The sequence below is a fragment of the Paenibacillus sp. PAMC 26794 genome (assembly GCF_000316035.1).
GTDB lineage: Bacteria > Bacillota > Bacilli > Paenibacillales > Paenibacillaceae > Paenibacillus.
Map to the genome: position 1 here is coordinate 137,305 of NZ_ANHX01000040.1, position 13,916 is coordinate 151,220.

Here is a 13,916-nt window from a genome sequence, read left to right on the forward strand (position 1 = left end):
CCACTCGCCACACTAACTACAACTATACGGAGAGATGATGTTCAAACTGCGACATATCCAGCTCTTGCGTTGTCCCATGCAGGGTTATGGTTCCTTTGTCCATGATATAGATGTAATCTGCGGCACTTCGTACAAAATCAATACTCTGCTCTACCAGCAGAACCGAGAGGTTCCCCTTTGCCTTGAGCTGCAAAATAACCTGCCGAATGTCCTCCACGATAGAAGGCTGGATGCCTTCTGTCGGCTCATCAAGTAGCAACAACTCCGGACGCGAAGCCAATGCCCGGGCGAATGCCAACTGTTGCTGCTGTCCACCACTCAGATCCCCGCCCTGCCGTCCATACATCGTAGCAAGCACTGGAAACATCGCAAGTACATCCTCCGGGAACGTTTTTACTCCCGGCGCACTTGTCTCCAGACCGAGCAATAAATTTTCTTTCACCGTAAGCTGCGGGAAAATCTCCCGCCCCTGCGGTACATAACCAATCCCTGCCCTTGCCCGCTTGGCTGTGTCCAAGGTGGATAACTCCTGATTTTGCCACTGAATACTGCCCTTGCGTGTTTTGAGCAGCCCCAATAATGTTTTCATCAACGTTGTTTTCCCTACACCGTTACGGCCCATCAGACACACCACCTGCCCAGGCTGTACATCCAGGTTCACACCACGAAGCACATTGCTTTCCCCGTAGCCAGATTCAATTCGTTGCAGCAACAGCATGGTCATCCCTCCTTTTGCCCAGATACACTTCTGCCACTTTCGGGTCTGCCTGTACCTCCGCCATCGTACCTTCCTTCAACAGTTTCCCTTCATGCATCACTGTTACCTTGGCTGCGAACTCTCGCACAAACTCCATATCATGCTCCACCACCACAACCGAGCGCTCACGCGCAATCTCTTGCAGAAGTCGCCCGGTCTTGTGTGTTTCTTCATCCGTCATGCCTGCAGCTGGTTCATCCAGCAGCAACACCCGTGGCTCCTGCAGAAGCAACATGCCAATCTCCAGCCACTGCTTCTCCCCATGCGATAACGCTCCTGCACGAGCATCAACGCGGTCTTGCAGACCAATCTGGAGGGTAACATGCTCCATGGCAGCACTCATTTTCCCATAGCGACGAATACCGATGGCTTGCAAAGGGGAACGGCGAGTCTCAGCCGCCAGTGTCAGATTCTCCTGCACCGTCAGACCCGCGAAGATCGATGGCGCCTGGAATTTGCGTCCAACACCTTTGCGAACAATCTGGTGCTCCTTCAGTCTTGTTAATTCCGTGCCATCCGCTATCTTCACCGAGCCGGACATTGGTTTGGTTTTACCACATATAACATCCAGCATCGTTGTTTTCCCTGCACCATTGGGTCCGATTAAAAAATGCAGATCATGTTCATGCAGCTTCAGATTCATGCCTTTGACAGCAACGAACCCACCAAAGGCCACCGTAATATCCTCGGCTACCAACACCGCTGATTCCTCAGTAGACTTCAGGTTTTTCCCGAGTGACTTGGACATGCGCACTCTCTCCTCTCCGCTTTAGCAAGCGAACGACATGACGATACACACCTACAATACCGTGTGGCATGAACAAAACTACCGTTACAAAGAGCCCACCCATGACGAACAGCCACCCTTCGGGATAAGCCTCACTAATGCCTGTTTTGGCTGCATTCAGCACCACTGCTCCGATGACCGCTCCAATAAGCGTACCGCGACCACCCAATGCAACCCACAGGACCATCTCAATGGAGGGTACAATCCCCATCATCGATGGCGAGATAATACCCACCTGAAGAACAAACAACATGCCCGCGATGCCTGCAAGCGCACCGGAAAAAGCAAAAGCCAGCGTTTTATATCCTGCCGGATCATATCCAAGGAATCGCACCCGATTCTCCCCATCACGCGCTGCTTCGAGCACTTGGCCGAACCGACTGTTCACCATTCGACGACAGAGCATATAAGCGATCACCAGAACAGCAAGCGTTATATAGTAGAGAGCAATCGTCGTTCCAGCAGAATGAAGTGTAAAACCAAAGATCGAATGATATCCGGTAATGCCATTTGTCCCACCCGTCCATTCCTGTTTACCAACAAACAGTGTTACCGTAATAAGAACCAAAGCTTGAGTCAGGATAGTAAAATAAACACCGGTGATCCGGTTACGGAACGTAAACCACCCCAGAGCAAAGGCGAGCAATGCCGGAAGGCTATCCCCAATAACAGCGCCACCGGGAAAGAGCGAAACGGTTCCCAGAACCATGGCAGACCACTGAGACCACTCCATCCCATGAAGTCAGGAATCGTTGCTCCACTGGCCTGAAGCTTCAGATACATCGCCATCGCGTACCCACCCAGACCAAAGAACACCCCATGCCCAAGGCTCAGCACCCCTCCATATCCCCAGATCAGATCGAGACCGATGGCCAGGATTGCCAGCGCCAAAAACTTGGCTAACAGACTCAGACGAAACTCCGTGGAGATCAGTGGAGCAAGACACATCATGATGAGTACAACCGCCCAGATAATCCTCATTTTCAGACTGCCAGTCTTGAGTAAAGCGGACATGAACTAACCCCCTTTTTCACGTTAATCGAGACTCCGTGTACGCATCGCGACCAATCCGCGTGGTTTCCATTGCAGGAAAGCAACGATACATACAAACACAAGCACCTTGCCAATGGAGGCCGAGGTATAGGTTTCGAACAGCGTGTTGAACATGCCAATCCCCAATGCACCACACACGGTTCCGACCAATTTCCCCACGCCACCCAGAACAACGACCATGAACGCATCCACAATATAATACGTACCAAGCGAAGGACCAATCGGACCAATGAGTGTTAACGCACAACCAGCGATCCCAGCAATTCCTGAACCAATCGCAAAGGTCATACCATCTACCCGCCGGGTCGAAATTCCCAAACAGCCCGCCATGCTCCGATTCTGCATTACAGCCCTCATTCGTCTTCCGGAAGACGTTCGATAGATATAGAGATACATACACAACAGCACAACCGAAACCAGTGCGATAATGAAAATTCGTTTATATGGGAATACAATGCCATCCGAGATCGCCAATCCCCCATTGAGCCAGGCCGGACTGGATACTCCCACATTTGGCGCTCCGAATATTGTACGGGCCAGTTGTTGCAGCATCATGCCTACACCCCATGTCGCAAGCAGACTATCCAGCGGCCTGCCATACAGATGCCTGATCAACACCACTTCAAGTAACCAGCCAATTAGAGCAGCTACAATGAACGCAATCGGTAGAGCCACAACAAAGTAGGCACCAAACCACGCCGCTGGAACATAGGACATGAACAGATTTTGTGTTACATACGTTGCATATGCACCGATCATGATCAGTTCACTGTGAGCCATATTGATGACATTCATCAGCCCAAATGTTACTGCAAGCCCCAATGCAATCAACAACAGAATTGAACTGATACTCAGACCATTGAACATCTGCAGGATAAACATATCCATCGCTATCCCCTCCTCCATACCGTGACTCTCGATATTTCACATGACTTCAATTAGCGGCAGCAACATTTTTTTCACATCACAGTAACGCTTTACCGCGATGCGGTTAGAGGATGTGTTGTCACACCCTCGTCTCTGTTTCGGCTGCTTTGAAGCGAGTTGCCTGTTTTATTGCGAGGTTTCTATGTTATTTGGCGCTAAGGGAAGCTCCCCATTCATACGTTTTCAGATAAGGGTCCGGCTTGACAGGCGCACCAGAATTCCACAATTCTTTGAACTGCCCATCTTCCTGTACCTCACCGATCCGTACGGTTTTGTAGATATGCTGATTCTCACCATCCACGGTTACCTTACCTTCCGGGGCATCAAACTCCAGACCCTTGGCAGCTGCCTTCACCTTCTCCACGTCGGTTGATCCTGCTTTTTCCACCGCCGCCTTCCAGAGATAAACCGCCACATATCCCGCTTCAATCGGATCCGCTGTCACTCGATCAGCACCGTATTTTTCTTTATACTTGGCAACAAATGTTGCATTCTCAGGTGTATCCGTTGTCTGATAATAATTCCACGAAGCCAGATGTCCCTTCAATACGTCCGCGCCGATGCCACGGATTTCTTCCTCCGCCACACTCACCGACAGGGTTGTCATCTGATCCGAGGAAATTCCGGCATCCTTCAATTGTTTGAAGAAGGCCACATTGCTATCTCCGTTCAGCGTATTGTATACAATATCCGGCTTCGCAGCTTTGATTTTGCTAATGATGGTACTGTAATCGGTATGACCCAACGGTGTGTATTCTTCACCCACTACTTCGCCGCCTTCTGCTGCGAGTTGTGCCTTAATGACCTGATTGGCCGTTTTTGGGAATACATAATCTGAACCGAGCAGATAAAACGTCTTGCCCCTGTTCTCCAGTAACCAGGTTACGGATGGAACGATCTGCTGATTGGTTGTTGCTCCTGTATAAAAAATATTTGGCGATGATTCCAATCCTTCATATTGTACCGGGTAAAACAACAGACCTTTGTTCTGTTCGAACACCGGGAGCATAGCCTTCCGACTTGCAGAGGTCCATCCACCAAATACAGCAGCGACCTTATCCTGTTGCAGTAATTTCCCAGCCTTCTCCGCAAAAGTAGGCCAATCCGAAGCGCCATCCTCAATTACAGGCTCGATCTGTTTACCCAAAACTCCGCCCGCGGCGTTGATCTCTTCAATCGCAAGCATCTCCGCATCTTTAACAGATACCTCACTGATCGCCATCGTTCCGCTGAGAGAGTGAAGAATGCCAACTTTAATCGGTTCACCGGAGGCAGCCGGCTCTCCTGTACCACCTGAACCCGAGGCTTCAGGCGGCGCAGCGCCCTCCACACATCCTGTCATCACAATGACCGCACCGAGCAAAATACTCCATAACTTGACCGACCTCTTCTTCAATAGCCTACACTCCCTTTTTTTAGTCTATTGACGAACATTAAGGTCATTTGCGTCCGAAATGTTCGTTGATCCAAATTATGGAGGGTCACACTCTTCATGTCAATATAGCTTACATAATTTTATTTCATACCTACTCATTTCATGCATACTGCTAATAAGCATTGAAGCTTATTGACAAAGGATTCACCCTGTGTGAGTATATTTAACATATAACTTGATTTATGAACATATCAGACACTATAGCGAAAGGTCGGATTGCCTTGCACTGGACTGAACAGGAAAAGGAAAAACTCCTGATTACCGTCGCCGCTAACCTCGCCCGTGAACGAAGAGCACGCGGACTCAAGTTGAATGCTCCCGAAGCCATCGCCTTGTTGACCTCCGAACTGATGGAACGGGCCCGGGATGGAATGAGTGTTGCCGATTTAATGAGACACGGAGGCACCATCCTGACACGCGAAGACTGTATGGATGGTGTTCCCGATATGATCCCTGAAGTACAGGTAGAAGCCACATTTCCTGACGGCACCAAACTGGTTACCGTACACGAACCTATACGCTGAGAAAGGCAGGAGAAGCTATGATTCCTGGTGAATATCGCTTGAAGCCAGATGACGACATCATCTGTCATCCGGATCGTTTAACCCTACGACTCATTGTCCTTAACCGCGGCGACCGCCCCGTTCAGGTCGGCTCTCACGTTCACTTCTATGAAGTTAATGCAGCACTGGACTTTGATCGCACGTCAGCTTTTGGACATCGCCTGCATATTCCGGCAGGCACCGCAGTCCGCTTCGAACCTGGTGAAGAGAAACCTGTTGAACTCACGACCTTTGGCGGCAAACGCCAGATTCACGGGTTCAACGGATTAACCGAAGGCTCTGCGGATCAAGCTCCTGATCCACTGAAACTGGAGGCATTCCTGAAGACGTTCTCCCCTCCCATACAAGATGGAGGTGAACCTTCATGAAACGAATGAGCCGCGAACAATACGCTTCGATGTTTGGACCGACAACCGGCGATGCCGTAAGGCTTGCGGATACTGAACTATGGGCAGAGATTGAACATGATTATGCCGTATACGGAGATGAGAGCAAATTCGGGGGCGGCAAGGTTATCCGCGACGGGATGGGCCAGTCTACCACTGCTCTGCGAAGTGACGGCACTCCTGATACCGTTATAACCAACGCTATCATTATCGATCATTGGGGCATTGTAAAAGCGGATATCGGCATTCGGGATGGTCACATCTGCGCCATTGGCAAATCCGGTAACCCAGATACAATGGATGGTGTTCATCCCGCACTAGTTATCGGTGCTTCCACCGAAATCATCGCTGGTGAAGGTATGATTGTAACTGCTGGCGGCATTGATACCCATATTCATTTCATCTGCCCACAGCAGATTCAGACTGCGTTATCCTCCGGGGTCACAACCATGATCGGCGGCGGAACAGGACCTGCAACAGGAACCAAAGCCACCACCTGCACACCAGGAGCTTGGCACATCCACCGGATGCTGGAGTCCGCAGAAGCTTTTCCCATGAACATCGGTTACCTTGGCAAAGGCAACAGTTCCAGCACCGCACCTTTAATCGAACAGATTGAAGCGGGTGTAATCGGCCTGAAGTTGCATGAAGATTGGGGCACTACCCCTAGTGCTATCGATGCCTGCCTGACTGCAGCCGGGGAACATGATGTTCAAGTGGCTATCCATACCGATACCCTGAACGAAACCGGATTTCTCGAAAACACCCTGGCTGCAATCAACGGTCGGACGATCCACACGTACCATACGGAAGGCGCTGGGGGCGGACACGCACCGGATATTATCCGGGCCGCTGGGGAGTCCTACGTTATCCCCTCATCAACCAACCCAACACGACCGTACACACGCAACACTGTAGAAGAGCATCTCGATATGTTGATGGTGTGTCATCACCTGGACCCTTCCATCCCGGAAGATGTCGCTTTTGCGGATTCGCGGATTCGTCCCGAAACAATCGCAGCCGAAGACATTTTGCATGATCTTGGCGTGTTCAGCATCATCAGTTCCGATTCTCAAGCCATGGGCCGAGTGGGCGAAGTCATTATCCGCACCTGGCAGACAGCCGACAAAATGAAAAAACAGCGCGGCAAACTTGAGCTCAACCCGAATTCTCCCTCCGATAACGATCGGATCAAGCGATATGTCGCCAAGTACACCATCAATCCAGCTATCGCACACGGAATCGGTCATCTCGTCGGTTCGGTGGAAGTTGGCAAGCTGGCAGATCTAATCATATGGAAACCGGCTTACTTCGGTGTTAAACCCGAGATTGTCATCAAGGGTGGCATGATCACATTTGCCCAGATGGGTGATCCCAATGCGTCCATCCCGACACCTCAGCCCGTATTTGGCAGACCGATGTTCGGAGCTTATGGTAGCGCCATTGCCAGCGGATCGATTACCTTTGTCTCCCAAGCCGCAGCAGATGCGGGGATCAAAGAGTCATTGGGCCTGAAGAAACGAGTTGAACCCGTCAAAGGCTGCCGCTCGGTCAGCAAAAAAGACATGATTCATAACGACGTTACCCCTGTCATTGAAGTCGATCCCGAGACCTATGAGGTACGCGCCGACGGCGAGCTTCTCACCTGCGAACCCGCAGACGAGCTGCCTATGGCACAGCGGTACTTTATGTTTTGATAGGAATACGGATTAGCTGATAAGGGGGCACTCATGATGAACAGTGGCACGAAGCTACTCCGTTATGTTCAGCTACTGGATTCGGCCCTGCCCATCGGTGGTTTCTCCCATTCCTTCGGTCTGGAAGCTTACACGCATGATGGCACCGTGCAAAATACCGCGCAGCTTGAACAGTTTATTCGCAGCCAGCTTCACTCCAGCCTTGTACGACTAGATGGTCTTGCTATCAAAGGCGTCTATCAGGCGATAAAACAGCAAGATGCCGCTCTACTTGCCCTGTATGACAAACGTGTCCACGCTCAGCGCTCCCCTCGGGAACTCAGGGAAAGCGGCCACAAGATGGGCAAGCGATTGCTCAAGCTCGCCCGTTCACTCTATCCATGGATGGACTTTTCCCTGATCGATGAGGCTATACGGGAATACGGCGCGTATTGTGGCATCACGACCATTCACGGTTATATCAACTATCAATTGGAGATTGAATTGGATGAAGCCGTTACCGGGCATCTGTATACCTCGGTGAACGCTTATGTGAACAGCGCACTTCGCCTACTGCCCATCGGACAAACCGAAGCGCAGATGTTGATTCAGAAACTGCTTGATGATATCGAAGCGGAATGGGCGCTCATTCGGGACAATGACCCGGAAGATATGCACAGCTTCGGAATCGCCCAGGAAATCTACGCCATGCGGCACGAGACCTTACCCGCGCGGCTGTTTATGTCTTAACTACAACTTTTATCTAACTTAGGAGGAATTGTTATGTGTGGAGGAGCTAATCATACGCATCATCCGGAGTGGGAACGTAAGGCATTTGATCGGAGTCGTCCGATGCGAATTGGAATTGGTGGACCGGTAGGTTCAGGTAAAACAGCCCTTGTGGAGAAGCTATCCAAGGCACTGCGTACACGTTATAGCCTTGCTGTCATCACCAATGACATTTATACCAAGGAAGATGCCGAGATTTTGCTGCGTCAGAATGCACTGGCACCAGAGCGTATTATTGGCGTAGAGACAGGCGGATGCCCGCACACCGCTATTCGCGAGGATGCCTCCATGAATTTCGAAGCGGTTGACGAGTTGATTGAACGTTTCCCGGATCTGCAACTGATCTTTATCGAGAGCGGCGGCGACAATCTCTCCGCTGCATTCAGTCCGGAACTCGCTGATGTGTTCATCTACATTATTGACGTTGCCCAAGGAGAGAAACTCCCTCGCAAAGGCGGTCCCGGCATCACGCGTTCAGATCTGCTGTTAATCAACAAAACCGACCTTGCCCCTTACGTTGGAGCAAGCCTGGAAGTTATGAAAAATGATACCGAGCGGGTACGCGAAGGCCGTCCTTATGTCATGTCTAATCTAATGAGCGGTGAAGGTGTGTCCGAGATTGTCCACTGGCTCGAACATCAATATATGGATGACGATGCTTCCGCTGCACATCTGCATTCACACAGCCATGAGCATGGCACTCACTCGCATTAATTCATCTTCTGTCCCCACGGGAACAGAGATGAATCCGAATGAAAGTGCAGGTGCGCCCGTCACACGCCGCAGCGAGCTTCGGGCCACCTTTGCCTTTCAAGGCAACCGGACTGTCATGACCGATCGTTATTACAGCGCACCGCTCCGGTTTAGCCGATCCTTTCGACCTCCCGGTGGCGGAACCGAATTATGTGTGTACACGTCAGACGTCTCTCCTGGCGTCCTTAACGGGGATCATTATCATTCCGAGTGGGAATTAGGTGAAGGCACCCATGTCATGCTGAGCAGCACATCTGCTACCAGACTTCATCCTACACCTTCCATTCCCTCATCCGTTAATCATCACTTTCGGTTGGAAAAAGGAGCTACTCTGGAATACTTCCCTGAATGCGTCATTCCCTTCAAGGGAAGTTCTTCTTCACTCACTGTAACCTTTGAGCTGGAAGATCAGGCTATACTTGCCTACGCAGATATCTGGTCTGCCGGACGGATTCATCGGGGAGAAGCGTTCCAATTCGAGCGTTACCGCAGCTTGACGGAGATATGGCAAGGTGAGCAACTGGCTGTCTGGGATCGATTCGGACTCGAACCGGATACCGATGATCCCAAACACTCAGCGTCTCTCCTTCACTACACACATACCGCTGCGTTATGGATGATTGCCCCGGGGCTTGGTACTGCGGAGTTGGAACAAGTCAGATCCGTGCTGCCATCAGATGGACGAATGCTCGCAGGTGCAAGTTTGCTGGCAACAGGTGGCATCGGCGTTCGACTCCTTGGCATGGCAGCCTGGGAGCTTCAGGAGCAGTGTCTTCAGATCTGGAACACACTCCGCCCCCATCTGCTGGGCAAAGAAACTCTTGTCTTTCGTAAATAAGGGCACAAAGCATAGTTAACACCAAAAACCTCTGAACTGTCTCCGAGAGTGTTCGGATTAGTCCAGAGGTTTTTGTACATTCAGTTATGGATGCTGCTCATATCACTTACGCTTCGTTTTCCTCAGAATTGTTCTCTGATTTGTTCTCAGGTTTATAGCGATAGTCGCCTGCATCCTTGCTTTCCTTGGATTTGCGGTAACGGGTGAACTCAATATATTCGCTGATAAAAGACTGTTCCACAGTCGATAATTCACTTTCTTGGCAATTCAATTGCCGCAAAACGTCAAAAAAATAATCCTCCCGTTTTTCCCGAACCATCGCTTCCTTCGATGGACGCCCAATCATGAGCCAGTCGAGGCTCACATCAAAAAACGAAGCAATCTCAATTAATTTATTCGTACTCGGAATAGACTTGCCACGTTTCCAGTCACCCAGATTGCCTGTGCTAATCCTCAGCTGTTGGCAGAAAGCCTTCTTGGTCATTCCTCGTTCGGCAATCAGGTGCTCAATTCGCTCATAGATCGACTGCATACAAGAACCGCCTTCCAACCGTAATAATTAACTCATCTGCTTGAATTATACCACATTATTCCTGAATGCTCAGCCTTTATATGCCTGGAACAGGATGAGGTATATCGTATAACACAAAGATAGACTCCCATGAATGATCATGGAAGTCTATCTTATATTGTTGCTGTGATGCGGTCGAGAGGACTCGAACCTCCACGGGTATACACCCACTACCCCCTCAAGATAGCGTGTCTGCCATTCCACCACGACCGCATATTCAATTGTAAAAATGGTGAGCCATGAAGGGCTCGAACCTTCGACACCCTGATTAAAAGTCAGGTGCTCTACCAACTGAGCTAATGGCTCTTGCTGTAAACTTCACCGGATGTGCCATGCTTCATTCTTGTCTATAAAAGCAATGACTTTGAGGATTACTCATCGAAAATGTATATCTCATGAGGTGGTGAAGATATGACCCGTAGGGGATTCGAACCCCTGTTACCTCCGTGAAAGGGAGGTGTCTTAACCCCTTGACCAACGGGCCTTAATAACAAGTTGTCTTTCTTGGCGACAAGAGTGAGTATACCACAGGACAATTTGAACTTGCAATACTTTTTTTAAAATTTATTTTTTAAGTGTTTTTGTCCATTGCATACCGCTCTTCAGAGCCCCGTTATTAGCCACCTCCCCATTCATGCCAGTGTCATCTCCGTGCAGGAACAATGTAAATCATCCATCAAAACACTTATAAAAACTTACATTCACTTATAATATTGCAAACGGCATTAAGAATACTTATAATTAAAGTATCAGTATAAGTACGGTCATCCATACACTCGGAGGTGAAATGTTTGTTTCAAGAAGAACGAATGCAGCTCATTGTTGAACATCTACGCAAACACAATCGCATCTCAGCCGATGATATTGTCGCCTTGTTTGATGTATCACGGGATACTGCACGCAGGGATCTGATTAAGCTTGAGGAACAGGATGCCATTATCCGAACACGTGGCGGCGCGATTCTCCCCCCTCCTCCGCAAGAATTCAGATCCTACAAGGACCGTTTACTCGATGTATCTGAGGAAAAGAGGGCCATCGGCAAACTCGCTGCGGCTATTGTAAGGCAAGGCGAGATCATTATTCTGGACTCTTCCACGACTGTGCAGGCCTGTGCCGAGAACTTAAACGGCAAGTCCTGTACCGTCATTACTAATTCGATTCATTCCGCTGATCTTCTCTCCAATCACACGGCTGTCCAGATTCGTTTGCTCGGAGGCAAAGTAGATAAGGAACAACGTTATGTCTACGGTACCTCTGTTATCGAGACCCTCTCCCATTATTATGTAGATAAAGCCTTTATCGGAATTGGCGGTATCACCATGGATGGCTTCAGTGCTTCCGAAGAGGAAGGTAAAATTAAACACCAAATGATGAAAGCTGCCAAGAAAGTTGTTGTTCTTGCAGATCAATCCAAGTTTGATAGACGTTATGGTTATCGTTTTGCCGACTGGTCATTGGTGGATGTATTGATTACGGATCAATGGCCAACCAAAGAATGGCTTGTTTTTCTAGCCGAACAACAGGTTGAGATTCTCATTCCTGAACCTACAGATGATAAGGAGTTGTAAATATATGAAATTATTTGCCACAGATTTAGATGGAACTTTGTTGAACAGAGATAGCCAGATTAGCCCGGAGAATGCCGCAGCCATCCAAAAGGCCCAGCAATCCGGTATGAAAGTTACCATTGCTACAGGACGCGTCTATTCCGATGTTGTGACCATCAGTCGCGAAGGCGGAATCAAAACCCCGATTATCGGCTCCAACGGAGCGACAATTCATGATGCAGACGGTGAACGTTTATTCCATCTTCCGCTCGGGCGTGACACAGCAGCTTCCGTCATGCAGTGGCTGGAAGATCATGATGTCTATTATGAGGCTTCAACGCAACAAGGCATCTATGCCCCGCGTAGCAGTCATGAGACCTTGCTCGCCGAGATGGAACGTGTTCTTGGTTCAAACCCTGGTGAGGACATTGCACGCATGATTCGCTCCATCAAGAAACACTATGACAAAAAAGACTACCACCGCGTAAACAGCCATCTGGAAATTCCGGCAGAAGCCTACATCTATAATATTATGGCCTTCTCCATGAATCCGGACAAAGTAAAGACAGGACGAGAATACTTCGCATCCCGATCCGATGTCGCAATGGTTGTATCCTTTGAGCATAACTTCGAAATGCAGCACCCGGACGTATCCAAAGGTAATGCCCTCACCAAACTGGCGGCTCACCTGAACATCTCCATGGAAGATACAGTAGCGATCGGTGATAACTTCAACGATGTCTCCATGTTAAAAATGGCAGGACTCGGCATCGCTATGGGTAATGGCGAACCCGAAATCCAGGCATTAGCCAAAGCCATAACGCTGACCAATGTGGAGCACGGTGTTGCCCATGCCATCGAGTGCCTGCTTGAAGGTAAACCGGTATCCCGTCCAGAAACGATTGTCGGAGAAGGTCAGTAATTGAACCCATACTGAATTAAGTACTGAACCTGCATGGTCGCCTGTTGATCCATGCAGGTTCTCTTCATTTTAACTCCGCAGATCGAACGTGAGGCACGTCCTGTAACAAAATAATCAGTTGCTCGCCCCGGTATGAACCCGGCAGTTGCAACGTGAACTCAAGCACAGTCTCTTCCACGGAGTCTGTGCTTGTTTGCTGTTCAGTCTTAAATCCAATGACCGAGATCTTCTCCTGTCCCAGCAGTGCCAAAACAGTCTTCAGGGCCTCTCCCTCATTTTGCAGATGGATGGTTAACGTCTCTGTTCGGGCGGATACCAGCCAGCGTGTAGGTCTATGCAGTAACATCTGTGCCACGACAATAAGCAGCGTCACGCCTGCACCCGTCCAATACAGACCTGAACCCACAGCAAGTCCCATGCCTGCCGTAGCCCATATGCCAGCCGCTGTGGTCAATCCCCTGACCGTGTGACGCTGTGTGAAGATCATGCCCGCTCCAATGAAACCCACACCGCTAACAACCTGTGCAGCGATCCTTGAAGGGTCAAGGGACAGATTGTCCCAGCCAGCCTGATCCTGGAATCCGTACTTCGATACAATCATCATCAGGGCAGCACCTACAGCAACCACAAAATGAGTGCGAATTCCCGCCTCTTTCATTCGGTTCTTGCGCTCATATCCGATTAGCACACCACATATTCCAGCTATGAGTACACGCATCAAATATTCCACTTCCATGCACATCACCTCTTTCATTATGTATATACTTACATGTGTCTATCTTTACTATTACCCAATCTTTCCCTGACTATATAAGTTGAACTAAAGATTATTTACACTAGCACTACGATGACAGAACAACCTTCCAATCGCTGTTATCCCCAGATTTTTTCCATTCCCTTTCCTAAAGGGGA

14 protein-coding genes, 3 tRNA genes and 1 pseudogene are annotated in these 13,916 nt (G+C 49.5%); 8 read left to right on the forward strand and 10 right to left on the reverse strand.

The window, feature by feature from the left end:
- Positions 1-22: 22 nt before the first annotated feature.
- The 5 genes and pseudogenes from urtE to urtA all read right to left on the reverse strand — a co-directional run bounded on the left by urtE (position 23) and on the right by urtA (position 4,920).
- Positions 23-718 carry an urea ABC transporter ATP-binding subunit UrtE gene (gene urtE, locus D829_RS0116450; RefSeq protein ID WP_017690013.1) on the reverse strand — a complete coding sequence of 232 codons (696 nt, stop codon included), beginning with the start codon at positions 716-718 and terminating at the stop codon, positions 23-25.
- Positions 696-1,505 (reverse strand): urea ABC transporter ATP-binding protein UrtD, encoded by an 810-nt coding sequence (gene urtD, locus D829_RS0116455; RefSeq protein WP_017690014.1) that lies wholly within the window; start codon positions 1,503-1,505, stop codon positions 696-698. Before urtD ends, urtE begins: the two co-directional genes overlap by 23 nt.
- Positions 1,468-2,525: pseudogene (gene urtC, locus D829_RS31240) on the reverse strand (urea ABC transporter permease subunit UrtC). The gene urtD and the pseudogene urtC overlap by 38 nt, the downstream one beginning before the upstream one ends.
- A gap of 54 nt (positions 2,526-2,579) precedes the next feature.
- Positions 2,580-3,485 carry an urea ABC transporter permease subunit UrtB gene (urtB, locus tag D829_RS0116465; RefSeq protein ID WP_017690015.1) on the reverse strand — a complete coding sequence of 302 codons (906 nt, stop codon included), beginning with the start codon at positions 3,483-3,485 and terminating at the stop codon, positions 2,580-2,582.
- Between the two features lie 184 nt (positions 3,486-3,669).
- Positions 3,670-4,920, reverse strand: coding sequence for an urea ABC transporter substrate-binding protein (urtA, locus tag D829_RS0116470; protein WP_017690016.1), 1,251 nt, complete (start codon positions 4,918-4,920; stop codon positions 3,670-3,672).
- Between the two features lie 260 nt (positions 4,921-5,180).
- Between urtA and D829_RS0116475 the strand changes: the two genes are divergently transcribed.
- Genes D829_RS0116475 through D829_RS0116500 form a run of 6 tightly spaced genes read left to right on the forward strand, consistent with a single transcriptional unit; the run spans position 5,181 to position 9,964 of the window.
- Positions 5,181-5,483 (forward strand): urease subunit gamma, encoded by a 303-nt coding sequence (locus tag D829_RS0116475; protein ID WP_017690017.1) that lies wholly within the window; start codon positions 5,181-5,183, stop codon positions 5,481-5,483.
- 17 nt (positions 5,484-5,500) lie between these two features.
- Positions 5,501-5,890 (forward strand): urease subunit beta, encoded by a 390-nt coding sequence (locus D829_RS31245; protein WP_017690018.1) that lies wholly within the window; start codon positions 5,501-5,503, stop codon positions 5,888-5,890.
- Entirely contained in the window at positions 5,887-7,605 is a 1,719-nt protein-coding gene (ureC, locus tag D829_RS0116485) for an urease subunit alpha (RefSeq protein ID WP_017690019.1), read from the forward strand. Before D829_RS31245 ends, ureC begins: the two co-directional genes overlap by 4 nt.
- 33 nt (positions 7,606-7,638) lie before the next feature.
- Entirely contained in the window at positions 7,639-8,334 is a 696-nt protein-coding gene (locus tag D829_RS0116490; RefSeq protein ID WP_081595027.1) for an urease accessory protein UreF, read from the forward strand.
- 33 nt (positions 8,335-8,367) lie between these two features.
- Positions 8,368-9,087 (forward strand): urease accessory protein UreG, encoded by a 720-nt coding sequence (gene ureG, locus D829_RS31250; protein WP_017690021.1) that lies wholly within the window; start codon positions 8,368-8,370, stop codon positions 9,085-9,087.
- Positions 9,088-9,115: 28 nt separating this feature from the next.
- Positions 9,116-9,964: an urease accessory protein UreD gene (locus tag D829_RS0116500; RefSeq protein ID WP_017690022.1), complete on the forward strand. Its 849-nt coding sequence runs from the start codon at positions 9,116-9,118 to the stop codon at positions 9,962-9,964.
- 106 nt (positions 9,965-10,070) lie between these two features.
- Here D829_RS0116500 and D829_RS0116505 read toward each other — a convergent pair whose 3' ends face one another.
- The 4 genes from D829_RS0116505 to D829_RS0116520 all read right to left on the reverse strand — a co-directional run bounded on the left by D829_RS0116505 (position 10,071) and on the right by D829_RS0116520 (position 11,019).
- Complete coding sequence (locus D829_RS0116505; protein ID WP_017690023.1) at positions 10,071-10,496, reverse strand: helix-turn-helix transcriptional regulator; 426 nt, start codon at positions 10,494-10,496, stop codon at positions 10,071-10,073.
- A gap of 169 nt (positions 10,497-10,665) precedes the next feature.
- Positions 10,666-10,748 (reverse strand) — tRNA-Leu (locus D829_RS0116510).
- A gap of 17 nt (positions 10,749-10,765) precedes the next feature.
- Positions 10,766-10,841, reverse strand: a tRNA-Lys gene (locus D829_RS0116515).
- Between the two features lie 106 nt (positions 10,842-10,947).
- Positions 10,948-11,019: transfer RNA gene (locus D829_RS0116520), tRNA-Glu, on the reverse strand.
- A 307-nt stretch (positions 11,020-11,326) separates the two neighbouring features.
- On the opposite strand from D829_RS0116520, the gene D829_RS0116525 reads away from it, so the two are divergent.
- A complete protein-coding gene (locus tag D829_RS0116525) occupies positions 11,327-12,103 on the forward strand; it encodes a DeoR/GlpR family DNA-binding transcription regulator (RefSeq protein WP_017690024.1) in 777 nt (258 codons plus the stop codon).
- Between the two features lie 4 nt (positions 12,104-12,107).
- Positions 12,108-13,004: a Cof-type HAD-IIB family hydrolase gene (locus D829_RS0116530; RefSeq protein ID WP_017690025.1), complete on the forward strand. Its 897-nt coding sequence runs from the start codon at positions 12,108-12,110 to the stop codon at positions 13,002-13,004.
- Positions 13,005-13,068: 64 nt separating this feature from the next.
- On the opposite strand, the gene D829_RS0116535 is transcribed toward D829_RS0116530, so the two are convergent.
- Positions 13,069-13,740, reverse strand: a complete 672-nt coding sequence (locus D829_RS0116535) for an MgtC/SapB family protein (RefSeq protein ID WP_017690026.1) — start codon at positions 13,738-13,740, stop codon at positions 13,069-13,071.
- Positions 13,741-13,916 lie beyond the last annotated feature (176 nt).